Origin of the sequence: Lactiplantibacillus xiangfangensis, from assembly GCF_001438845.1 — a bacterium.
In the GTDB taxonomy this organism is placed as follows: Bacteria; Bacillota; Bacilli; order Lactobacillales; family Lactobacillaceae; genus Lactiplantibacillus; species Lactiplantibacillus xiangfangensis.
Genome location: NZ_JQCL01000074.1, coordinates 163,721 through 184,834 on the forward strand (window position 1 = coordinate 163,721; position 21,114 = coordinate 184,834).

Sequence of the window (21,114 nt, forward strand, 5' to 3'; positions counted from 1 at the left end):
GTGTGTAAATTAAAAATGACGATTGTGTAAATCCCTTGTATATTTTGAGTAAAGGCTATTTGTTTAAACCAAATGCTGTCCTAATCAAAACAGGCTCACTAGCGATTATCGGCTAGTGGGCCTGTAACAATTTCTTTAATATTAATGACTAGTTTTCGATGTAAACCGGGCTACGGTGCGTTTAATCCAGTTCAACAATGGCTGTCGATCATCACCGGCAAGGCCAATCGCTTCCACAAATAATTCAAGTCCAAATAGCAATCCAATCGTTAATAAAATGGACCCCCAAATGGAAGAAATTGGGTAAAGTAAGGAAATAAACGAAAAGATCAACGCAATCCCGTAAATGACCATGACCGTTTGACGGTGTGTCAAACCAAGTTGCATCAACCGATGGTGTAAATGGTGCTTATCCGCTTGCGAAATTGGTTTCTTGTTCAAAATTCGTCGAATCATTGCATACACGGTATCGGTAATGGGGACCCCTAAGATCATGACTGGAATCCCAACCGAAATCAGCGTGACGTTCTTCAGCCCAAATAGTGAAAAGACTGCCGCCATAAACCCAATAAACAGTGATCCCGTGTCCCCCAAGTAAATCCGGGCGGGGAAAAAGTTATAAGGTAAGAAGCCGAGCATCGCCGCGACCAACGTGAAAATCAATAAGGAAACGAACGTATTGGCATTTAAAAAGAACAAGCCAATAATTCCCATCGTACTCATCGAGATGATGGAAACCCCCGTCGCCAAACCGTCCAAACCGTCGATCAAGTTCACCGCGTTAGTAATTGCTAAAATCCACAACAAAGTGATTGGTAAACTCAACCATTGAAAATGAATCAGCCCTAGAAACGGTACCGTAAAAGTGGTCATTCGAATGCCACCGATAAAATAAACCTCTAACGCTGCAAGCGTAATCCCTAACATTTTTTGTCGGGGTTTTAATTCGTAAATATCATCAATAATCCCAGTACTCAAAATAATCAGTTCGCCACCCAGTAACGCAAAAAATAACCGGGTCGGAAATTGATGCATTAAATATAAGATAGTCGTCCCAATCGTGTAAGAAATAAAAATCGCCAAGCCACCCATGGTTGGCATGGGTACCTTATTGACTCGGCGGCGATTGGGTTTGTCGACCGCTCCAATTCTAAATGCAAGTTTTCGCACAAATGGCGTCAAGATTGCGGAGATCATCATGGTTGCCATTAAGCTAACTAGAATTTCAAATCTAATCATTTGTGCGCAACTCCCTTCTCATCTATTAGGATAATTATACAAATCTCAGCGCACCTTGACAACTCACTTCACAGAAACTTAGTAAAGGCACCGCATTTCGGTCACGCTTTTCAAAAAAATGTGCCACCAATCACTGGTGACACATTGATGTAACTATTCTTTTAAATGGTAATTATAAGTTGAGACGATAATATTTTCCCGTGAATTTAATACTGCCCGTAACCGCAAACTAGTTTGGTTATGCAAAATATTTTGCCAAGGCTTCTTCGGTACAAATTGTGGGACTAAGACGGTCGTCGAGAAGTTTCGTTCCGCCGCACGTTTTGCGATAACATCACAGAACCGTAGCGTTGGTGTTGCAATGGAACGGTACGATGAGTGAATATCCACAAACCGAACGTCTGGGAAGGTCGACTTAAATTCCGCCGCCGTCTTATGTTCCTTCTCCGGATTTTCATCAAAGGAAACGTGCATGGCAATGACGTAGTCACCAATTGACCGGGCGTAATTAACAGCCTGCGCCGTAACCCGCGTCACGTTAGAAACGAGGACGATCACCGTTGCCCCTTCGTAGTCATGTAGTTCCGCTTTTTCTTTAGCCATTACCCGCAGTTGGGCCGCCACCCGAATATAGTGCACATGAATTCGATAGAACATGTACAGTAACAGTGGCATCACCACTAAGTATGGCCAAACGTTGCCAAAACGGAGCAAGAATAAGGAGAACACTAGCAAGAGTGAAATCAGCGCACCGAGTAAGTTAACGGACGCTTTCATCCACCACCAATTGCCCCGTTCGCGGAACCAGTGAATGATCATCCCAGATTGAGAAAGCGCAAATGGCACGAAAACCCCAACCGCATATAGTGGAATCAACAGCGTTGTTTTTCCATCGAAAATAATGATTAGCGCAATTGCCCCAACGGCTAATGAGATAATCCCGTTCGAGTAACCCAAACGGTCCCCGCGGTCCATATACGCATGTGGCAAAAACTTATCCTTAGCCAAGTTATAGGCCAAAATTGGAAAGGCTGAGAAACCGGTATTCGCTGCAACGGCTAAAATCATCGCCGTTGAGAGTTGTAATAAATAGTAGAACAATCCGTGACCAAATACGGCCGAAGCAATTTGTGACAAGACCGTGTTATCAGCTTGTGGTTTAATACCCAAGTAATAACTCAAGTAAGTAATTCCTGCGAAGAAAGCGGCTAATATTAATGACATAATTGCCAGCGTATTAGCAGCATTCTTACGTTTAGGACGCTTAAAGTTTGGCACCGCGTTACTAATGGCTTCAACCCCAGTTAGTGAAGATGAACCAGATGAGAACGCACGGAAGAATAACACCAGGGTCATCCCTTGGACCGGCGCCCCAATTGCTGCTGACGCATGGTAAGTTAAGTTACCACTCGCAATGTTCATGACACCCCACAGAACCATCCCAATAATCATGATAATGAAGAAATACACGGGGAACGTTAGAAACGAAGCTGACTCCCGCATGCCCCGCAAGTTTAACCCCATAATGGCAATCACAATCACAATTGCAATCAACACTTGATAATTCGTTAGTGCTGGAATCGCTGACGTAATCGCTTCAGTCCCAGAAGTCACTGAAACCGCAACGGTCAACATGTAATCAACGAGCAGTGACCCCCCGGCAACTAAGCCAGCTGGCCGCCCCCAGTTCGTACTAGCAACAACGTAAGCCCCACCACCGGACGGATAGGCCCGAATAATTTGGCGATACGACATCGTAATCGCAAACAACAGGACTAACACGAGCGCCGCAGCATATAGTTGATACATCAAGGCAGCTGCTGAAAGTGTAATTAAGACGGTTGTGATTTGTTCAGTACCATAGGCAACTGACGAAAGCGCGTCTGAAGACAGCAGCGCCAACGCCTTGAACTTAGTGAGCGCTTGCCCACCCTCATCCATGGTTTTTAACGGTTTCCCAATTAACAACCGTTTTAAATAACGCCACATGATAATAACTCCTTTATTTCAAAAATAATTATTCCCAAGTAAGCTAAGTCAAAGTAGATTTTACTACTTTAAATTAGTAAATACTACACGTTAAAATCGCAATCAATTAAATTATTTCCGCAATTTTTCGCCAACGACTGATTCTAACGCGCCACCCGACGCAAAGCAACACTTTAATTTTACTAACATCCAACTGGAGTAACTGACTCGCAAATATAAGCGAAATCGATTGATGTAAATAATTGAACTTTACTCGTCTTGGATAGGACTGATGCGGTCTTCCTTAAAATTCAAAATAGCTGTCGTAAGGCATCCATTGATCCCTTGCGGCAGCTATTTTTAATCACTATAGTCGTACTTTTTTAACTAACGGCTTACATCATACCGCCCATACCTGGGTTTGGTGCGGCTGGTGCAGCTGGTGCTTGTGGTTCAGGCTTTTCAGCAACAACGGCTTCCGTCGTCAATAATAAGGCTGAAACTGAAGCAGCATTTTGTAAAGCGGAACGGGTAACCTTGGTTGGGTCAACAATCCCAGCTTCGATCATATCAACCCATTCGTCAGTTGCCGCGTTAAACCCAACGCCTGGCTTTTGGTCCTTCATCTTTTCGACGATGACAGAGCCTTCAAGACCGGCATTTTCAGCGATCTGACGAACTGGTTCTTCTAAGGCCCGCTTAACAATGTTAATCCCAGTTTGAACGTCGCCTTCTTCTTTCAAAGCGGCAATGTCTTTAATCACATTGATAAAGGCAGTCCCACCACCAGGAACGAAGCCTTCTTCGACGGCCGCACGGGTCGCATTCAAAGCATCTTCGATACGGTATTTACGTTCTTTTAATTCAGTTTCCGTAGCGGCACCAACACGAACCACGGCAACCCCGCCGGCTAATTTAGCCAAACGTTCTTGTAACTTTTCTTTATCAAAATCAGAAGTGGTTTCACTGATTTGGTTACGGATGAAGTCAACCCGTTCCTTGATTGCGTCCTTAGCACCGGCGCCTTCAACGATGGTCGTGTTGTCCTTCGTAACCGTGACCTTGTTAGCTTGACCTAACTGATCGATAGTCGTGTCTTTAAGTTCAAGACCCAAATCATCGGTAATTACAGTACCACCAGTTAAGACGGCGATATCTTGTAGTTGTTCCTTACGCCGATCACCAAAACCGGGTGCCTTAACTGCAACGACGTTGAACGTCCCACGCATCTTGTTTAAGACCAAGGTTGGTAAAGCTTCGCCAGAAATGTCATCAGCAATGATCAACAATGGCTTGCCTTGTTCAACGATTGATTGTAACAATGGTAAAATATCTTGGATGTTTGAAATCTTCTTATCGGTGATTAAGATATAAGGGTTATCAAGGTCAGCTTCCATCTTGTCATTATCAGTTACCATGTATTGTGATAAGTAACCGCGATCGAATTGCATCCCTTCAACAACGTCTAAGCTCGTATCAACCCCACGGGATTCTTCAATGGTAATAACCCCATCATGGCCAACCTTTTCCATGGCTTCGGCAATCAACTTACCGGTTTCCTGGCTAGCAGATGAAACGGAAGCAATTTGTGCAATATCTTCTTGAGTCTTAACTTGGTGAGCCATTGCGTGTAAAGAGTCAACCGCTGTCTTAGTGGCTTCTTCGATCCCACGACGAATACCGACGGGGTTAGCACCGGCCGTAACGTTCTTCATACCTTCGTTAACGATCGATTGGGTCAAGACTGTAGCAGTGGTCGTCCCATCACCAGCGATATCGTTAGTCTTAGAAGCAACTTCAGAAACTAATTTGGCACCCATGTTTTCGAAATGGTCTTCCAAGTCGATTGCTTTAGCAATTGTTACACCATCATTAGTAATGGTTGGTGAACCGTATGATTGTTCCAATACGACGTTGCGTCCCTTAGGCCCTAACGTTGATTTAACGGTGTCAGCTAATTGATCGACACCCTTAAGCATAGCTGCTCGTGCATCTTCAGAGAACTTTAATTCTTTAGCCATTATCTATTTTCACCTCATGAATAATTTTTTAATTAAATATTGTTTTAAATGGATTAGTCTTCGACTGCGACAATGTCCTTTTCGTGTAAAACAAGGTACTTAGTTCCTTCATACTTAACTTCAGTACCGGCGTACTTGTCGAACAATACTTGATCGCCGACTTTCACGCTTGGGGCAACCTTCGTCCCGTTATCTAAAACACGACCGTCATTGACGGCAACAACTTTACCGCTTTGTGGCTTTTCCTTAGCGTTATTGGCAATAACGATACCACCAATCGTTTGTTCTTCTTCTTCTTGTTGTTGCAAGATGACGCGATCTCCTAATGGTTTTAACACGTGAATCCCTCCATTTATTCTTTTTAGCACTCTTAATACCCAAGTGCTAATTACAAAGATAACTATATCATTTTGATTTAAGAATGCAAGTGATTTGTCAATTATTAGTCAAAGAATGTCAAATCGACTATAATGGGATTACTTAAGTCAAATTGACTCGAAATTAACTAAATCAAAGGACGTGAGCTGATGGCTAATCGCCGCCAATCGCTAATCATTTTAATCCTCTACTTTATAATTTACGCATTACCTAGCCTTTTGGTCGCTAGTTTTCATAACTTGGGGTCGCAGGTCTTTGTCATCCAGACCGTTGACTACTTAGTCGGCGCTGTGCTGTTGGTCATCGTTGCAAGTCGGATGCGTGAACCCAATCCCCTAGAAAAGCATCCCGTTAATTGGACTAAAACACTATTATGGGGGCTATTAGGTACCGTGCTGGTCATTGTCGGGCAGATGGTGATTCTGCAGCTCACCCAACTACTCGGGCAGTCTACGGCATCGGCCAATACGACGACGCTTTTAACCGTTGGCCGTCAGTACCCGTTCTTTTTCCTAGCAATTATGGTCGGCGCACCTATTATGGAAGAACTCGTCTTTCGTAAAGTGATTTTTGGCAACCTCGCTCCACTAACGGGGCAAATTGGGGCCGCGCTAATCTCCAGTGTCTTCTTCAGTTTTGCGCACGCCGACGGGCACTTTATCCTGTACGCCTTCATCGGATTACTCTTTTGTTGGTTATACCGCCAAACTGGCCGTATCCAGACCTCAATGTTGGCACATATTTTAATGAACAGCGTCGTTATTTTACCTACATTACTTGGTAAATAACCGCTAGCCAAATAAAAACGCTTGGGAAAAATCCCAAGCGTTTTTATTATTCATCGTCAGAGTTACCGTGATCACCCAATTGTTCACCGTAGTGTTCAATAAAGTAAATCAGCGTCTGTAATTCATTGGTTAAATCGACATTTTGAACCCGAACCGTATCCGGTACTGAAATGCGTAGCGGCGTAAAGTTCATGATTCCCTTAACGTTGGCATCCACCAATTCATCAGTGATGTTTTGCACAGCCGTCGTTGGTACTGTCAAGATTGCAATTTCAATTTGTTGTTCGATCAATTGCTTTTTGAGTTCCGTCATTGGATATACTGGCACACCGCTTTGTACCGTATTCGCAATGGCCTCATTAACATCAAAAGCTGCGGAGATCCGCACGTTACTGTTTTTGTGGAAATTAAAGTTCAGTAACGCGTGTCCTAAGTTTCCGACCCCAATCAAGGCAACGTTCGTCAAGGTATCCTGATTCAAGATTTTCTTAAAGAATGAAAGTAACTTTTCAACATCATATCCGTACCCCCGTTTACCTAGGGCCCCAAAATATGAAAAATCGCGTCGAATCGTTGCTGAATCTACCTTAACCGCCTCGGACAATTCCGTTGATGAAACCCGTTTTTTATCGGCATCTAATAAAATATTGAGATAACGATAATAAATCGGCAACCGTTTCGCCGTTGCCCGAGGAATTTTTGTTTCTGCCATTCGGACGATCCCTCCTTACCAAAAGTTTGTGAATTTGCTGACACTATTCTAGCATAGTGCGTCACTTTGTGAAATAATAATTACTTATTATTCCGTATTACTAGGGCAGACCGTTGCAATATGCTACAATTGTATGACGAATTAAATGTGAAAGGAGCTTAAAAAAGCGTGATTTTACTACAAGTACAGCAAGTCATGCGGCGTTTTGGCGCCGATGTCTTGTTCGATAACGTACAAATGGACATTCAAGAACATGCCCGGGTGGCCTTAGTCGGTCGTAACGGTGCGGGTAAATCAACCTTACTAAAAATGATTGCCGGTGAAACCGTCCCGGATGAAGGTCAGATCTCAATGCGTAAAGACCTGACCATTGGTTACCTAGCCCAAGACCAAGGCCTCGACAGCAACAATACGATTTGGGAAGAAATGAGTAGTGTCTTTGCCGAAGTGCACGCTTTGGAAGACCAAATGCATCGCTTAGAAACCCAATTAAGCGACCCGGCCGTCATTGCGGACGACCAAACTTACCAACAAACCTTAAAAACTTATGATCAGGTCCAAACCGCCTTTCAACAAAAAAATGGTTACGGCTACCAAGCCGAGATTCGCGGCGTTTTACACGGATTTCAATTTGACGCCGACGTTTACGACAAGTCCGTCACCGAACTTTCCGGTGGTCAAAAGACCCAGTTAGCGTTAGCCAAACTATTACTTGAAAAACGGGACCTCCTGATTTTGGACGAACCGACTAACCATTTGGACGTTGAAACGTTAACTTGGTTGGAAAGTTATTTGCAATCCTATACCGGCGCTTTACTAATCGTTTCTCATGACCGGTACTTCTTAGACCGCGTGGTTAACGAAGTCTACGACCTATCCCATCATGAAATGATTCACTACACCGGGAACTACGATCAATTTGTTCAAGAAAAAGCCGCCCGGATTCAGGCCCAGTGGAAACACTACGAAAAACAGCAAGCCGAAATCAGTAAGTTAGAAGATTTCGTCAATAAGAATATTGTTCGGGCGTCAACGACGAAGCGGGCCCAAGCCCGACGCAAACAGTTAGCTAAGATGGACCGCTTAGACCGGCCAGACAGTGATGACAAGACGGCGCACTTCGGTTTTCACGCTGCAAAGCAAAGTGGGAATATCGTTTTGACCGTTAAGGACGCCGCCGTTGGTTACGCCGGTCAGACATTATCAGAACCGGATAACCTTAACGTTAAAAAGCACGAGGCCATCGCCATCGTTGGGCCTAACGGAATCGGTAAATCGACCCTCTTGAAAAGTATTTTGGGAAAGATTCCGTTCATTAAAGGTCAGGCCGTTTTCGGTACCAACGTAGTGACCGGATACTACGACCAAGAACAACGGAACCTTCACGATAATAAAACGGTCCTAAGCGAACTTTGGGATGAACACCCGACCACGCCTGAAAAAGACATTCGCACGATTCTCGGTAGCTTCCTCTTTACTGGTGAAGACGTCGACAAACCAATTCACGCCCTATCCGGTGGTGAGCGGGCCCGCTTATTGTTGACCAAACTGGCGATGCAAAATAATAACTTTTTGATTCTTGACGAACCGACCAACCATTTGGATATTGATAGTCGGGAAGTATTGGAAGTGGCCCTCAATGATTTTGATGGCACCCTTCTCTTTGTTTCTCATGACCGTTACTTCATTAACCAAGTGGCCACTAGCGTCGTCGAAGTTTCACCCGAAGGAACGGAACTGTTCTTAGGGGACTATGATTACTATGTCGATAAGAAACAGGAACAAGAAGAACTCGCAGCGGCCGCCGCGAGTGAGACCGCTGAACAAGACGCGCTGGCTAACCCGGATGCCACCCCCGCTTCAGCTGCCGTACCGCGTTCAAAGGGCCAGCAAAATTACCAAGCTAGCAAGCAGCAACAGCGTGAAAAGCGGAAGTTAGAACGCAGCGTTGCAGCGTTAGAAGCTAAAATGAACGATTTAGAACAACAGGCAACGGTCATCCAAGAAGAGATGGCGCAACCAGAAAACTTTTCTGATTCCGGCAAACTAGGTGACTTACAAAAGCAACTTGACGCCGTTAACGCGGAACAAGCACAAGCCGAAACGGACTGGACGGAACAGGCCGAAGCCCTTGAAAATATGGACTAATTCCAACTAAAAAAGCTGGTTCAGATTTCATCTGAACCAGCTTTTTTAGCTTCATTATAAAGTTTACCACCCGTACTAAGTCAGGCTTAGTGGGGCATGTTAGGCATCCAATCAAATTCCAAACTAGGATCTGCGTTTAGCGTTGCGTCACCAAATTGTTGGTGCTGGTACTGAACGTAACCAGCCGCCCCAATCATAGCGCCGTTATCGCCGCACAACTTGAGTGGGGCCAAAACTAAGTCAGTGTTGGGAAATTCTTTAGGTAACACTTCTTGTAGCCGTTCGCGTAGACCGTGGTTTGCAGCTACGCCCCCCGCCAAAATCAACTGTTTGACCGGGTACTGCTTTAATACCCGCAACGTCTTACTCGTCAAGACGTCGACGACACTCGCTTGAAAGCTGGCCGCCAAATCATTCTTATCCAGGGTCTCACCAATCTGGTCAGCATGATGAACGGTATTAATAAACGCACTCTTGAGACCGCTAAAACTAAAGTCGTAGTTGTCTTCATCAATCATTGCCCGTGGGAATTTAAACGTATCGTTTCCTTTATGAGCCATCTCATCGATTACTTTGCCGGCTGGGTATGGGACGCCCAATACCCGTCCGATTTTATCGTAAGCTTCGCCGGCAGCGTCATCGCGGGTTTCTCCAATGATTTCAAACTGACCATCAGCCTGCATATAAACGAGTTCAGTATGCCCACCCGAAACGAGTAATGCCATCAATGGAAATTCGAACGGTTTCACAAAGCGCGCCGCATAAATATGTCCCGCCATGTGGTTGACTGGAATCAAGGGTAAATGATGTGCATACGCCACGGTCTTAGCGGCATTCACACCAACTAAGAGTGCGCCGACTAACCCGGGACCGTAAGTCACAGCGACCGCGTCTAAATCATCATAGGTCACGGCGGCCTCCGTCATTGCGTCTTCAATGCAAATCGTAACCTGTTCAATGTGGTGGCGACTAGCAACTTCTGGAACGACCCCACCAAAACGTTTATGGCTATTGATCTGAGTTGCAATGACGTTTGACAAGATCTCATGACCGTCACGAATGACGGCAACACTTGTCTCATCACAACTAGATTCAAATGCTAAAATCAAATTCTGTTTCTCCACCAGTGACCATCCTTTAATCAATAATTTTGCGCATGATCCAGGCATCTTCCACTGGATCATGATAATAACGACGACGTGTGGCAATCTGCTCAAAGCCAAATTGACGGTATAACTTCTGTGCCGCAACGTTACTAGGGCGGACTTCTAAGAAAATCTGGCCGTTAGTCGTAAGCGCAGCCAAACACGTCTGCAATAATTGCCGTGCCAACCCGTGACGCTGAAAGTCCGGGTGTACGGCAATGTTCGTAATTTCAACTTCATCTAATACAATCGTACAGCTCACAAATCCAACCGGGCGCTTATCAGCAAGCATCACGTGATAGCGACTCTGTGGTGCTTCAATGTCCGCCATAAAAGTTGCTTGCCGCCACGGCGCCCCGTTCGGATAAGCAGCAGCCGACAACTGGTAACAAATCGCGGCCAAGTCGCTTGCCGCGTATTCATCACCAGGGACTAATTGCCACTCACTCATTTGCTTTTGGGGCTAATCGGTACGTCATGTCGATTGCGTCTTCATGATCACCGAAGTAGTAACGTTTTTTTATCCCCGTTTTTTCAAAGCCTAAATTCGTGTACATACGTTGCGCAGTAGTATTGCTATACCGAACTTCTAAACTGACCGTCTGATAATCTAACTCTACTGCCCGATCAATCATCGTTTTCATCATGAAGTGCCCGAGTCCGCGTCCCTGCACGTCAGGATGCACCGCAATGTTGGTAATGTGGGCGTCATGACGACGATCATCAAACGCGCAACCACAAAACGCCAACAACCGGTCTTCGTGACGCATTACAATGTAGAAACGCCCACTTTGGCGCCGTAATTCGGTCTTAAAGGCGTTCTCATCCCACGGCGTCTTTCCGGCATAAACGGCGCGTTCAATGGCCAGCATTTCCGGCACATCGGTAATCAGTGCTTGAGAAAGGTAATACCTCGTCCCCGCGACCTCTACGATGTGATTATCAACCGTCAAAACTTTTTCACGGTGTTGATTACGGTTCGATGTAATTTTCTGAAAGTATTCCTTAAATCTTTTCAACATAGGGCGCATGATCCTCTTTCGGGTGCTTAGCTTGCCAATCACGTTCGGCCTGTGTCAAACGTAAGTAGTCGGGCACGAACGCATGCAAGTGTTCTACGGGCTGAGCAGTTTGTCCGAGCAAGCCTAACACGCTTGCTTGTGGCAAATCTAACTGGGGCTGTGCACGAACAAACCGATCACCCAACTGTTCCTTTAATGGGGCTTCATACGTTGCAACATCGGCCCCGATAAACGTTACTGGTTCGGGGTATGCTGCCAACTGATCGGTCCATTCCGCAATACTGATATGCTGATCAGCAATCACCTGTACGGGACGCTGATTTTCAATCCGGTATAATCCGGTAAAGACGTTATCACGCCGCGCATCAAATAGTGGCGACACTAGTTGACCTTCCATCAGAACATTGCCAGCCAAAGCTTCTAAGCTTGATAAACCAACTAATTCCTTATGTAAAGTGAAGGCCAAAGTTTTAGCGGTCGTGACGCCAATCCGCAAACCGGTGTACGATCCCGGTCCAGCAGCCACGACAATGCGGTCTAGATCATCAGGTTTGAAACCGGCTTGAGCTAGCGACTGTTCAATAATGGGTAACAGCGTACTACTATGGTTGCGACCAACATTGGTGGTCGTCGTGGCCAAAATCTTAGCGTCCTCTAAAACTGCTACACTCAACGGACGGTTGGAAGTATCAATAGCCAACAACTTCATAATTTACAGACTCCTCGTTTTGAATTACTTCACATATCTTATCATAATTTGATTACTTTGAAAGCTTTCCGGCCAGAACCAACCAATTCGAGTTGGTTGCAAGCCAGAGCAACTTTATATTGATCCTTGACACCCTTACCAATTAACGTAATGTAATCAATTCGTAAATATCGTTTACACAACTTATACATATACTTCACGGTTCCTTTTTAGCACATTTACATTACCTTGTTATGCTACACAAGTAACTAAATTACTTGGAGGTAATTGAAAATTATGTCAAAGCTCAGTAAGTCTCTTTTAGGTCTCTCATTTGTATCGGTACTAGGTTTAGGTTTAGCCGGTTGTGCAAGCGGCACGAGCACTAGTTCCAAGAGTAACAACACTAGTAAGGATAAAACAATCACGGTTGTTTTCTATCCTAACGAATCAGCTAAGAGTTTTTCCGGTTCACGTGACGCTTTAAAGAAATCAATTGAAAAGGTTACTGGTAAGACGGTTAAATTACAAACAACGACCGACTACAACGTTGCCATTCAAGCAATTGCTTCTGGTAAAGCACAATTAGCTTACATGGGTGCCAATGGTTATATCCAAGCCCACAAGTTAAGCAAGGACGTTTTACCATTCGCCGCACAATCTGACGGTGAAGGGACCTTGAAGAAAGCCACTTACAACTCATACTTAATGGTACAACAAAAAGACGCCAAAAAGTATGAAGAAAACGGTAAGTACAGCATTGATAAGATCAAGGGCCAAAAGATGTCCTTCGTTTCTAACAGTTCAACGTCTGGTTTCTTAGTTCCAAACGCTGAAATCACGCGTGAATTCAAGATCAAAGACGCTGACAAGGATCAATTAACGCAAAGCGGTAAATTCTTCAGCAAAGTTCTTTACGGTGGTTCACACCAAGGTTCAGCCGTTAACTTACTTAAGGGTGACGCTGACGTAGCTGCCTTCGATGACACTGATTTGATGCCTTACTTGAAAGTCACTAAGGGTTCATGGAACAAACTGGGCTCAACTTTCACTGTTAAAGATGACGCTGAAGCACCATTCACTGGCTTAAATGGCAAGTCCGTTGTCAACATTGCGATGATGCCTGTTCAACAAGGTCCATGGGTATACAACACTAAGGCCTTAAGCAAGGATGATCAAGATAAGATTGCTAAAGAATTTACATCAAAATCATTTGCAGACAACGAAAAGATCTTCTCAAAACCAAATGCTAAGACACCAATGTTATTCCCTAAAACGACTGAAAAGTCACAATTAGTTAAAGTTACAGACAAATGGTACGCCCCAACTCATAAGTTAGTTGGTTACTAAACCGATTTCCATTTAGGTCTTCAGGAAAGGAACTGCTATGCTCAAGGTCATTCAACTAGATAAAACTTACGGTTCAAATAAGCGCTCGCTCAAAGACGTTAACTTTACTGCTCAACCAGGTGAAGTGACGGCAATTATTGGGCCTTCAGGCGCTGGGAAAACAACGATTCTACGGAGTGTTAATCAGTTAATTCGTGATGATAGTGGTCAGATTTTATTAGATGACCAAGATATTCGTCAAGCGAATAAAGCTGAATTGCGTAAAATTCGTCATCACATCGGGATGATCTTCCAAAACTATAACTTGATTAGCCCCCTCACTGCCCTGGAAAACGTCTTACACGGACGCTTAGGTGCTAAGTCCACGGTCGCCGGGATGCTCGGACTTTATAGTAATGAAGAAAAGACGGAAGCACTCGCACTTTTAGATGAAGTTGGTCTGAAAGAATATGCCTACCAACGTTGTGACCAGCTTAGTGGTGGTCAACAACAACGGGTCGGGATTGCACGTGCCCTCATGCAACATCCTAAGATGATTTTATGTGACGAACCAATTGCATCACTTGATCCAAAGTCAACTAAAATTGTCATGGACATTTTACGTAAGTTAGCAAAAGAAAAGCAACTGATTATTCTCATCAACCTTCACCAAGTTGATATCGCGATGGAATACGCTGATCACATTATCGGGATCAATAGCGGTGCCATCGTGTTTGAAGGGGCAACCAAGGCAGTTGATGACGACGTGTTACAAAAGATTTATCGACAAGCTGATGACGCTAAAGCGGTGGTGAGTGCTAATGAAGACTAGTTTCCCATCACCCCAAAGCTTTTTCCGTCAACGGCGGTTACGTTTGTCGGTCGTTTTAATCATTTTGATTGGAATTTACGTTCTTTCAATGACGATTGTGAACTTCCAAACCTGGACTTCCATCGTTAAAATTCCAGCTGGTATCATCTGGTTGTTCCACAACTTTATTCCAACGGAACGTTCAATTTCTTACTTAGGACCAATCCTTTATCAGTTATGGCGGACCTTGCTCGTTTCAATTTCTTCCACCATTATCGCGAGTCTCTTTTCACTCGTCTTTGCCATCTTAGGTGCTCAGACGACGACACCGCATCCCGTTTTGCGGATTGTGATTCGTTTTGGGGCTTCACTACTCCGGAACATTCCGGTAGTTGCGTGGGCCATGATCCTACTGTTTTCATTTAAGCAAAGTGATTTTACGGGTTTCTTAGCCCTCTTCTTTATGACGCTAGGCTACCTCACCCGGGCTTTCACGGAAACGATTGAAGACTTGGATGCCGAAAAGCTCCAAGCCTTACAAGCGGTGGGTGCGAACTACTTTCAATGCGTGTTCTGCGGCGTCTTACCAGAAGCTGCTAGTACCCTGACCAGTTGGGTCCTTTACATGATTGAAAATAACTTACGGGACGCTACTTTGGTTGGTCTGTTAACTGGGACTGGCGTTGGATTTCTCTTCGACTTCTACTTCAAGAGTTTCCGTTATGACGCTGCCGGTCTAATCGTCTTATTAATTGCCATCTTAGTTATCGTCTTAGAATTAACATCCACTATGATTCGGAGGGCCATCGCATGATTGAAAACAGTCAACCAAAACCGGAGACAATTCAGCCATCGGCATCCCACGCCAAGAAAATTACCCTGGTAACTAAACCGCGGAAAATCTTACGTAGCGTGCTTGCGGGACTCACAATCGTTACCATTTATTCACTTGCAACGCTTAACAACAGCAACTTACAGCTTTCAGAAGCCTTTAAAAGTTTAGGCGCTAATCTGAACGCCATGTTTTTACACCCAAGCGTCGGCCAAGATTCATGGGCACTGCTACTACGGGCGTTAGCCACGAGTGTTTCACTCGCAATGTTAACCACCCTCTTAGGCGCCCTGATTGCGTTCTTTATCGCGGTCGGTGCGGCACGTAACTTAGCCCCTAACTGGCTTGCAACGTCAATTAAAGCGGTGATGGCCTTTGTTCGTGCCATTCCAACCATCCTTTGGGTTCTGATCTATTCAGTTGTCATGGGACTTGGTGCCAGTGCCGCCGTTGTCGGTTTAACGTTCCATAGTGTGGCTTACCTTGTTAAAGCCTATTCGGAAAGTATTGAGGAAACTTCACAAGATACGATTGAGGCTTTAAAAGCTAGTGGTGTCGGTTTTTGGCCAATTGTTTTCCAAGCAATCTTGCCATCAATCGTCCCAGCACTACTAAGTTGGACCTTCATTCGTTTCGAAATCAACTTCGCTAACGCAGTTGCCGTTGGGGCCGCTGCTGGTGCGGATGACATTGGTTACTACCTCTTCATGGCAGGTAGCTTCTACTTTAACTTCCACGAAGTCGGTTTGATCGTTTACTTACTCTTAGCCGTTGCCATCGTACTCGAATTGGTTTCAATGAAACTACGGGGCCATTATTTAAAGCACAACTAATTTATCGCATCTAAAGGAGTTTTCACATGACTATTCAAGCAGTTATCTTCGATTGGGCCGGTACAACTATTGATTATGGTAGCCGTGCCCCCATCGTCGCTTTCCAAAAAGCATTCGACAACGTCGGTATCACGATTACCGAGGCTGAAATCCGGCAAGATATGGGGCTTGATAAGTATACCCACATCTGCAAGATCATTAACTTACCTGCCGTTCAAAATGACTGGCAAGCTCGTTTCCAAGTGTTACCTTCATCCGATGACTGTGATCGTATTTTTCACGACTTTAAGTCAATTCTCTTAGCTTCACTGACAGACTTTGCGCAATTAAAGCCTGGGATGGATCAAGTTATCAGTTACTTAAACGAACATCACATTGCCTATGGCACAACGACCGGTTATGATTCTGAAATGTTGGCCCTAGTTTTACCAATTGCGGCAAAGCAAGGTTACCAACCAACTGTTAACATCACTTCAGAACAAACTAATGGTATCGGCCGCCCGGCACCCGCAATGTTGGAATTAGCCAGCGACAAGCTGGAAATTACCAACGCGGCGAGTGTCATGAAGGTCGGTGATTCAATCAACGATATCTTAGAAGGTCAAAACGCTGATGCCATTAGCGTTGGGATTATTGACGGTAGCAACTTGATGGGCTTGTCACAAGCTGAATTCGACGCGTTATCAGCTGCCGAACAAGCCGCTTTGCGGACCAAGGTTGCTGACGAATACAAAAAAGTCGGTGCGGATTACATTCTGCAATCAATGGTTGAACTGCCAGCCTTGATTGACAGCATTAGTTAAGCCGTTTCTGGTCATTAGTTACGGAGGAAAGAATATGAAACAGCCTTACTTGTTGTTAACACCCGGTCCACTAAGTACCACCCCCACGGTTAAAGAAGCCATGCAAATTGACTATTGTACCTGGGACAGTGATTACCGGAACGTGACGGAAACGATTCGCCAACAAATTCTTGAACTTGCGCAAGCAGATCCAGACGCCTACACGACGGTTCTTCTGCAAGGTAGCGGTAGCTACGGTGTCGAGGCAACGATTGGGACCGCCCTTCCACGCGAAGGCGCTGTCTTGATGATTGCTGTTAACGGGGCTTATGGCCACCGAATCAGTGAAATCGCGGATTATTACGGGATCGAACACGTCGACGTTGTCTTTAACGAAGACGAAGCCGTTGACCCGGCACAGATTGAAGCTGCCCTCGATGCGCATCCGGAAGTTACCCACTTTGCCACGGTGCACAGTGAAACAACAACCGGGATCTTGAACCCCATCGAACAGCTCATGCCACTCATGCAAGCGCGTGGAATCGTCACAATTATCGATGCTATGTCAAGCTTAGGTGGCGTTCCAATCAGCGTTGATGGGTTGGACTGTGACTACTTGGTCAGCAGCGCCAACAAGTGCGTGCAAGGTGTCCCTGGTTTTGCCTTCATCATTGCTAAGCAAGCCACCTTGGAAAAGACGGCGAATAACGCCCGTTCACTATGCTTAGATCTTTACGCACAGTGGCAAGCAATGACTAAACAACCTGGAAAGTGGCGTTTTACGTCCCCAACCCACGTTGTTCACGCTTTCGCTCAGGCCTTGATTGAGCTTAAAGCTGAAGGCGGCGTTACACCACGGTATGAACGCTACGCTGCTAACCAAGCACTGCTTAGCAACGGGATGCAAGCGTTAGGATTTGACTTAGTGATTGATCCAGCCGTTCAAGGCCCCATCATTACTTCTTTCAAATACCCAACGCAACATTTTGATTTTGCTGATTTCTACCAATTCATTAAGGAACGGGGATTCGTTATTTACCCAGGCAAGGTTTCCGCAATTCCAAGTTTCAGAATTGGTACGATTGGTGACATTCATACCGCTGACATCAAACGACTACTCGCAATTGTGAGTGATTATCAACAATTGAACCGGTAGTCAGCATTAAAAGGCACCCAGTAAGACGAAAATTCGTCTTACTGGGTGCCTTTTTGACTTACTTTAGTTAGCCAAACTAGTTACGGTCATCGTAACCATTCGGATGCTTCTGGGTCCATGCCCAGGCTGTTTTAATGATTTCGTTAACGTCATCGTAATGTGGTTGCCAGCCCAAAACCTCGCGAGCCTTATCACTTGCGGCAACTAGTGAATCTGGGTCACCAGGACGCCGTGGCGCAATCTTGGCTGGAATCGGCTTGCCAGTCACTTCGCGAGCAGCTGCAAGCATCTGCTTGTTTGAGAAACCAGTGGATGAGCCTAAGTTGAAGGCGTCACTGTCGTTACCGGCAGCTAAGTACTTCAATGCCAGGATATGCGCATCGGCTAAGTCCAAAACGTGCACGTAATCGCGGACGTTGGTTCCATCTGGCGTGTTGTAATCATCACCAAAGAGCTTCAATTCGTCACGCTTACCCTGTGCCACTTGCAAAATAATCGGAACCAAGTGGGTTTCAGGACCGTGGTCTTCACCAATGCTGCCATCTGGCTTAGCACCGGCGACGTTAAAGTAACGTAAGGCGACGAACTTGATCCCGTACGCCACGTCAGACCAGTGCATGATTTGTTCCATCATTAACTTACTTGCCCCGTAAGGGTTGATTGGTTCTTGCGGATCAGTTTCCTTGATTGGAATCCGTTCCGGTGTCCCGTACGTTGCAGCGGTTGATGAAAAGACGATTTGCTTAACATCGTGGGCCTGCATCGTTTCAAGTAACGTAATCATGCCACCAGTATTGTTATCAAAGTACTTCAGTGGCTTGGCCATTGACTCTGGTACGACTGAGAACGCTGCAAAGTGCACCACGGCTTCAATCGGTTCTTCATCAAAAACGTGGTTTAAAAAGGTCGCATCACGGACATCGCCTTCATAAAACTTAGCTGCGGCGTTAACGGCTGCCCGGTGCCCAGTAACCAAATTATCAACGACAACTACCGAAGATCCATTGGCGACTAAGCGATCGACCATGTGAGAACCGATGTAACCGGCTCCCCCCAAAACAAGAATTGACATAGTGTACCTCCCCTACATAGATGCTTTAATCATAGCATATTCAGCGGCTAATGCGCTTTAAAAATTGCGGGTTTGTAAAGCAATTAATTGGGGCCAATAAAAAAGTAGTCACGCGTGGCAACTACTTTTTTCAATCATCTATTTAATTGGTTCAGCCAATGTCTGCCACAAAATCGTCACTTCACAGCACTTCTCATCACCGACCTGAATCAAGTGGCTCGTCTTAACTTGATCCGCCTGGTCACCGGGTAAAATGTTGACCTTAGAATCAACGATGTGGCCGTACTGGACTTCATTCTCATAGCGAACGTCGATGTGTAATAAGTCGTGTTGCAATAAGAACTCAGCCGGCAACGTATCTAGCAACCAGTCAAAGTAATGCGCGTTATTCACGTGACGGTTCGGGTCAATATCGAAGAAGCGCACGTGATACGGCTTACTAATGGTCGTCTCCGTGACTTCAAAGGTACTTGGCCGTGGTAGCCGTGGAATACGTTTGACGACTTCTGAGTGGTATGGTTCGACTAACTCCGGCAAGATCTTGACGATCCGCCGCGTCGTCTGACTCATGGTCACCCAGATACTCGTAATGTAAGCTAACTGGTTGCCCTTTGCGTCTTTGATCCAAAACTCCCGGTAAGCAAAGTACGGGTTATACGCCGACCCACGCACCGCAATCGTAACGATCTCATCTAAATGCGGCATCCGCGTCACGTCAATCGCGTACTGCGTCACGACCCAGCCAACCCCGTGGCTCTGAACAAAATCGGTCGTCAGCCCTAAAGCGTCACTTTGATCCTCAGATGCCAAAACGGCAATATCGATCAGCGTCGCCAACGTGGCCCGCCCCGTTCGATCACATTCATAATAAGTTATCCGGTGGTCTTCACTATATATGCTGGCTGATGTGCCTAAACTTGCCATTCTAACGTTCCTCACCATTCTTTAAGTCGTGAAATTCATTGTACACCGCCTGACGTGGTAATTCACGTCGTTTGGCAATTGCCTTAATGGCTGCGTTGGGTTTGTCCCCCGCCGCAATGAGCGCCTCAACCTGTGCCTTGATTGGCAGCTGAGCTAACTCATCCGTTTGAACCGGCTCACTCGTATCCGGATTACCACTGATTAGCAGGACAAACTCGCCCTTCAACTGGTGATCCTGTGACCATTCAACGAGTTCCGTTAAGGTCCCCCGGGCAAATTCTTCGTACCGTTTGGTCAGTTCCCGACAAGCGACGATTTGACGGCTACCTTCACAGACCGTTGCTAGTACGCTGAGCGTCTTGGCAACTCGAAACGGTGATTCGTACAGGACGACCGTCTCATGACGCTTTGCTAACGCCGCTAGTGCCTCTTTTTGGTCGTGCTTCTTCCGGGGCAAAAAGCCGTAAAAGTAAAATGGTTGTGGCACCAATCCTGAGGCAATTAACGCCGTCAAACCGGCATTGGCACCTGGTAACGGCACAACGGGAATTTGCTGCGCGACACACGCCGCTACTAGTTCTTTTCCTGGATCACTGATGGAGGGCATCCCCGCATCGCTGACCTGCGCCAAGTTGACACCATCTTGCAATTTAGCGACTAACTGCGGGATTCGCTCCTGAGTATTATGTTCGTGGAAACTGATCTGCTTAGTCGTGATTTCAAAATGATTCAACAACTTTTGCGTGTTTCGGGTATCTTCCGCGGCAATCAAATCGACCGTCTTTAACGTTTCCACCGCACGATAAGTCATATCTTGTAAGTTGCCAATCGGCGTCGGAACCAAATATAAGGTCCCCGTTCCCGCATGATCAGCAAAACTCTGTTGCGTTTCCAACCGTTGCTTCCTCCTCTACTCGTTAAGAACGTTCCCGTTCGCCGTAAATCACTTCTAGGCAAAAGACGCATGATTCGTCATCGTCGCGCCGCTTACCGTAAAACTGGTTGCAGACGTGAAAGCCTTCGTCGTATAACTTTTCTAGGTTCTGACGCGACTTGGAGAGCGTGGCCGTTCCTGCGGGCTTCTTCGGCAATTCGTTTTCAATTTCTACCATGTGTTCCCTTAAGTGTTCATTTTCAATGACTAATTCCGCGTTTTTTTCTAACACGGTCGTCATATCAGCACGCAACTTAGCCATTTTGTCGAGCATTAGTTGCATCTGTTGTTCCATATCGCCGAAACTATCGTATAAATCACGCTTATCCACG

General features: G+C 45.6%; 21 protein-coding genes. 8 read left to right on the top strand and 13 right to left on the bottom strand.

All coding sequences use genetic code 11. The features are described 5' to 3' along the window. Positions 1 to 141: 141 nt before the first annotated feature. From IV64_RS08705 to groES, 4 genes are all read right to left on the bottom strand, one after another. Entirely contained in the window at positions 142 to 1,239 is a 1,098-nt protein-coding gene (locus IV64_RS08705) for a glycosyltransferase family 4 protein (protein ID WP_083491615.1), read from the bottom strand. A 153-nt stretch (positions 1,240 to 1,392) separates the two neighbouring features. Further along, positions 1,393 to 3,228 (bottom strand): APC family permease, encoded by a 1,836-nt coding sequence (locus IV64_RS08710; RefSeq protein WP_057706860.1) that lies wholly within the window; start codon positions 3,226 to 3,228, stop codon positions 1,393 to 1,395. A 374-nt stretch (positions 3,229 to 3,602) separates the two neighbouring features. Next, positions 3,603 to 5,228: a chaperonin GroEL gene (gene groL, locus IV64_RS08715; protein ID WP_057706861.1), complete on the bottom strand. Its 1,626-nt coding sequence runs from the start codon at positions 5,226 to 5,228 to the stop codon at positions 3,603 to 3,605. A gap of 53 nt (positions 5,229 to 5,281) precedes the next feature. Next, entirely contained in the window at positions 5,282 to 5,566 is a 285-nt protein-coding gene (groES, locus tag IV64_RS08720; RefSeq protein ID WP_057706862.1) for a co-chaperone GroES, read from the bottom strand. 189 nt (positions 5,567 to 5,755) lie between these two features. Here groES and IV64_RS08725 point away from each other — a divergent pair, with 189 nt between their 5' ends. After that, the gene (locus IV64_RS08725; protein ID WP_057706863.1) at positions 5,756 to 6,394 is read left to right on the top strand and encodes a CPBP family intramembrane glutamic endopeptidase; all 639 of its coding nucleotides are present in this window, start codon (positions 5,756 to 5,758) and stop codon (positions 6,392 to 6,394) included. 46 nt (positions 6,395 to 6,440) lie between these two features. On the opposite strand, the gene IV64_RS08730 is transcribed toward IV64_RS08725, so the two are convergent. After that, positions 6,441 to 7,106 carry a redox-sensing transcriptional repressor Rex gene (locus tag IV64_RS08730; RefSeq protein ID WP_057706864.1) on the bottom strand — a complete coding sequence of 222 codons (666 nt, stop codon included), beginning with the start codon at positions 7,104 to 7,106 and terminating at the stop codon, positions 6,441 to 6,443. Between the two features lie 168 nt (positions 7,107 to 7,274). Here IV64_RS08730 and IV64_RS08735 point away from each other — a divergent pair, with 168 nt between their 5' ends. After that, positions 7,275 to 9,254 carry an ABC-F family ATP-binding cassette domain-containing protein gene (locus tag IV64_RS08735; protein ID WP_057706865.1) on the top strand — a complete coding sequence of 660 codons (1,980 nt, stop codon included), beginning with the start codon at positions 7,275 to 7,277 and terminating at the stop codon, positions 9,252 to 9,254. Between the two features lie 86 nt (positions 9,255 to 9,340). Here the strand turns inward: IV64_RS08735 and tsaD are convergent, their stop codons facing one another. From tsaD to tsaB, 4 genes are read right to left on the bottom strand one after another with little or no spacing between them, the layout of a single operon-like run. After that, complete coding sequence (tsaD, locus tag IV64_RS08740; RefSeq protein WP_083491616.1) at positions 9,341 to 10,423, bottom strand: tRNA (adenosine(37)-N6)-threonylcarbamoyltransferase complex transferase subunit TsaD; 1,083 nt, start codon at positions 10,421 to 10,423, stop codon at positions 9,341 to 9,343. Continuing rightward, positions 10,392 to 10,850: a ribosomal protein S18-alanine N-acetyltransferase gene (gene rimI, locus IV64_RS08745; RefSeq protein ID WP_057706866.1), complete on the bottom strand. Its 459-nt coding sequence runs from the start codon at positions 10,848 to 10,850 to the stop codon at positions 10,392 to 10,394. The genes tsaD and rimI (IV64_RS08745) overlap by 32 nt, the downstream gene beginning before the upstream one ends. Continuing rightward, positions 10,843 to 11,421 carry a ribosomal protein S18-alanine N-acetyltransferase gene (gene rimI / locus IV64_RS08750; RefSeq protein ID WP_057706867.1) on the bottom strand — a complete coding sequence of 193 codons (579 nt, stop codon included), beginning with the start codon at positions 11,419 to 11,421 and terminating at the stop codon, positions 10,843 to 10,845. The genes rimI (IV64_RS08745) and rimI (IV64_RS08750) overlap by 8 nt, the downstream gene beginning before the upstream one ends. Then, positions 11,405 to 12,130 (bottom strand): tRNA (adenosine(37)-N6)-threonylcarbamoyltransferase complex dimerization subunit type 1 TsaB, encoded by a 726-nt coding sequence (gene tsaB / locus IV64_RS08755; protein ID WP_057706868.1) that lies wholly within the window; start codon positions 12,128 to 12,130, stop codon positions 11,405 to 11,407. The genes rimI (IV64_RS08750) and tsaB overlap by 17 nt, the downstream gene beginning before the upstream one ends. Before the next feature lie 276 nt (positions 12,131 to 12,406). Between tsaB and IV64_RS08760 the strand changes: the two genes are divergently transcribed. From IV64_RS08760 to phnW, 6 genes are read left to right on the top strand one after another with little or no spacing between them, the layout of a single operon-like run. Then, positions 12,407 to 13,459 (top strand): phosphate/phosphite/phosphonate ABC transporter substrate-binding protein, encoded by a 1,053-nt coding sequence (locus IV64_RS08760; protein ID WP_057706869.1) that lies wholly within the window; start codon positions 12,407 to 12,409, stop codon positions 13,457 to 13,459. A 37-nt stretch (positions 13,460 to 13,496) separates the two neighbouring features. Next, positions 13,497 to 14,270 carry a phosphonate ABC transporter ATP-binding protein gene (phnC, locus tag IV64_RS08765; protein ID WP_057706870.1) on the top strand — a complete coding sequence of 258 codons (774 nt, stop codon included), beginning with the start codon at positions 13,497 to 13,499 and terminating at the stop codon, positions 14,268 to 14,270. Next, positions 14,260 to 15,063 (top strand): phosphonate ABC transporter, permease protein PhnE, encoded by an 804-nt coding sequence (gene phnE, locus IV64_RS08770; RefSeq protein WP_057706871.1) that lies wholly within the window; start codon positions 14,260 to 14,262, stop codon positions 15,061 to 15,063. Before phnC ends, phnE begins: the two co-directional genes overlap by 11 nt. Further along, positions 15,060 to 15,914 (top strand): PhnE/PtxC family ABC transporter permease, encoded by an 855-nt coding sequence (locus tag IV64_RS08775; RefSeq protein WP_057706872.1) that lies wholly within the window; start codon positions 15,060 to 15,062, stop codon positions 15,912 to 15,914. Before phnE ends, IV64_RS08775 begins: the two co-directional genes overlap by 4 nt. Positions 15,915 to 15,940: 26 nt before the next feature. Next, the gene (gene phnX / locus IV64_RS08780) at positions 15,941 to 16,717 is read left to right on the top strand and encodes a phosphonoacetaldehyde hydrolase (protein WP_057706873.1); all 777 of its coding nucleotides are present in this window, start codon (positions 15,941 to 15,943) and stop codon (positions 16,715 to 16,717) included. Between the two features lie 34 nt (positions 16,718 to 16,751). Beyond that, positions 16,752 to 17,852, top strand: coding sequence for a 2-aminoethylphosphonate--pyruvate transaminase (phnW, locus tag IV64_RS08785; protein ID WP_057706874.1), 1,101 nt, complete (start codon positions 16,752 to 16,754; stop codon positions 17,850 to 17,852). Positions 17,853 to 17,928: 76 nt separating this feature from the next. On the opposite strand, the gene galE is transcribed toward phnW, so the two are convergent. The 4 genes from galE to IV64_RS08805 form a co-directional block, all read right to left on the bottom strand. Continuing rightward, on the bottom strand, positions 17,929 to 18,924 hold the full coding sequence (gene galE / locus IV64_RS08790; RefSeq protein ID WP_057706875.1) for a UDP-glucose 4-epimerase GalE: 996 nt from the start codon (positions 18,922 to 18,924) through the stop codon (positions 17,929 to 17,931). A 138-nt stretch (positions 18,925 to 19,062) separates the two neighbouring features. Next, complete coding sequence (locus IV64_RS08795) at positions 19,063 to 19,848, bottom strand: acyl-[acyl-carrier-protein] thioesterase (protein WP_057706876.1); 786 nt, start codon at positions 19,846 to 19,848, stop codon at positions 19,063 to 19,065. 1 nt (position 19,849) lies between these two features. Further along, positions 19,850 to 20,743, bottom strand: a complete 894-nt coding sequence (gene rsmI / locus IV64_RS08800; RefSeq protein ID WP_057706877.1) for a 16S rRNA (cytidine(1402)-2'-O)-methyltransferase — start codon at positions 20,741 to 20,743, stop codon at positions 19,850 to 19,852. 22 nt (positions 20,744 to 20,765) lie between these two features. Continuing rightward, complete coding sequence (locus tag IV64_RS08805) at positions 20,766 to 21,113, bottom strand: DNA replication initiation control protein YabA (RefSeq protein WP_057706878.1); 348 nt, start codon at positions 21,111 to 21,113, stop codon at positions 20,766 to 20,768. Position 21,114: the final 1 nt, after the last annotated feature.

Coding starts and splice junctions, on each gene's coding strand:
- IV64_RS08795 (WP_057706876.1), bottom strand. CDS start 19,848: ATGGCAAGTTTAGGCACATCAGCCAGCATATATAGTGAAGACCACCGG.
- tsaD (WP_083491616.1), bottom strand. CDS start 10,423: ATGCCTGGATCATGCGCAAAATTATTGATTAAAGGATGGTCACTGGTG.
- groL (WP_057706861.1), bottom strand. CDS start 5,228: ATGGCTAAAGAATTAAAGTTCTCTGAAGATGCACGAGCAGCTATGCTT.
- IV64_RS08705 (WP_083491615.1), bottom strand. CDS start 1,239: ATGATTAGATTTGAAATTCTAGTTAGCTTAATGGCAACCATGATGATC.
- IV64_RS08730 (WP_057706864.1), bottom strand. CDS start 7,106: ATGGCAGAAACAAAAATTCCTCGGGCAACGGCGAAACGGTTGCCGATT.
- IV64_RS08775 (WP_057706872.1), top strand. CDS start 15,060: ATGATTGAAAACAGTCAACCAAAACCGGAGACAATTCAGCCATCGGCA.
- phnE (WP_057706871.1), top strand. CDS start 14,260: ATGAAGACTAGTTTCCCATCACCCCAAAGCTTTTTCCGTCAACGGCGG.
- phnC (WP_057706870.1), top strand. CDS start 13,497: ATGCTCAAGGTCATTCAACTAGATAAAACTTACGGTTCAAATAAGCGC.
- rimI (WP_057706866.1), bottom strand. CDS start 10,850: ATGAGTGAGTGGCAATTAGTCCCTGGTGATGAATACGCGGCAAGCGAC.
- galE (WP_057706875.1), bottom strand. CDS start 18,924: ATGTCAATTCTTGTTTTGGGGGGAGCCGGTTACATCGGTTCTCACATG.
- IV64_RS08725 (WP_057706863.1), top strand. CDS start 5,756: ATGGCTAATCGCCGCCAATCGCTAATCATTTTAATCCTCTACTTTATA.
- tsaB (WP_057706868.1), bottom strand. CDS start 12,130: ATGAAGTTGTTGGCTATTGATACTTCCAACCGTCCGTTGAGTGTAGCA.
- phnX (WP_057706873.1), top strand. CDS start 15,941: ATGACTATTCAAGCAGTTATCTTCGATTGGGCCGGTACAACTATTGAT.
- phnW (WP_057706874.1), top strand. CDS start 16,752: ATGAAACAGCCTTACTTGTTGTTAACACCCGGTCCACTAAGTACCACC.
- IV64_RS08760 (WP_057706869.1), top strand. CDS start 12,407: ATGTCAAAGCTCAGTAAGTCTCTTTTAGGTCTCTCATTTGTATCGGTA.
- IV64_RS08710 (WP_057706860.1), bottom strand. CDS start 3,228: ATGTGGCGTTATTTAAAACGGTTGTTAATTGGGAAACCGTTAAAAACC.
- rimI (WP_057706867.1), bottom strand. CDS start 11,421: ATGTTGAAAAGATTTAAGGAATACTTTCAGAAAATTACATCGAACCGT.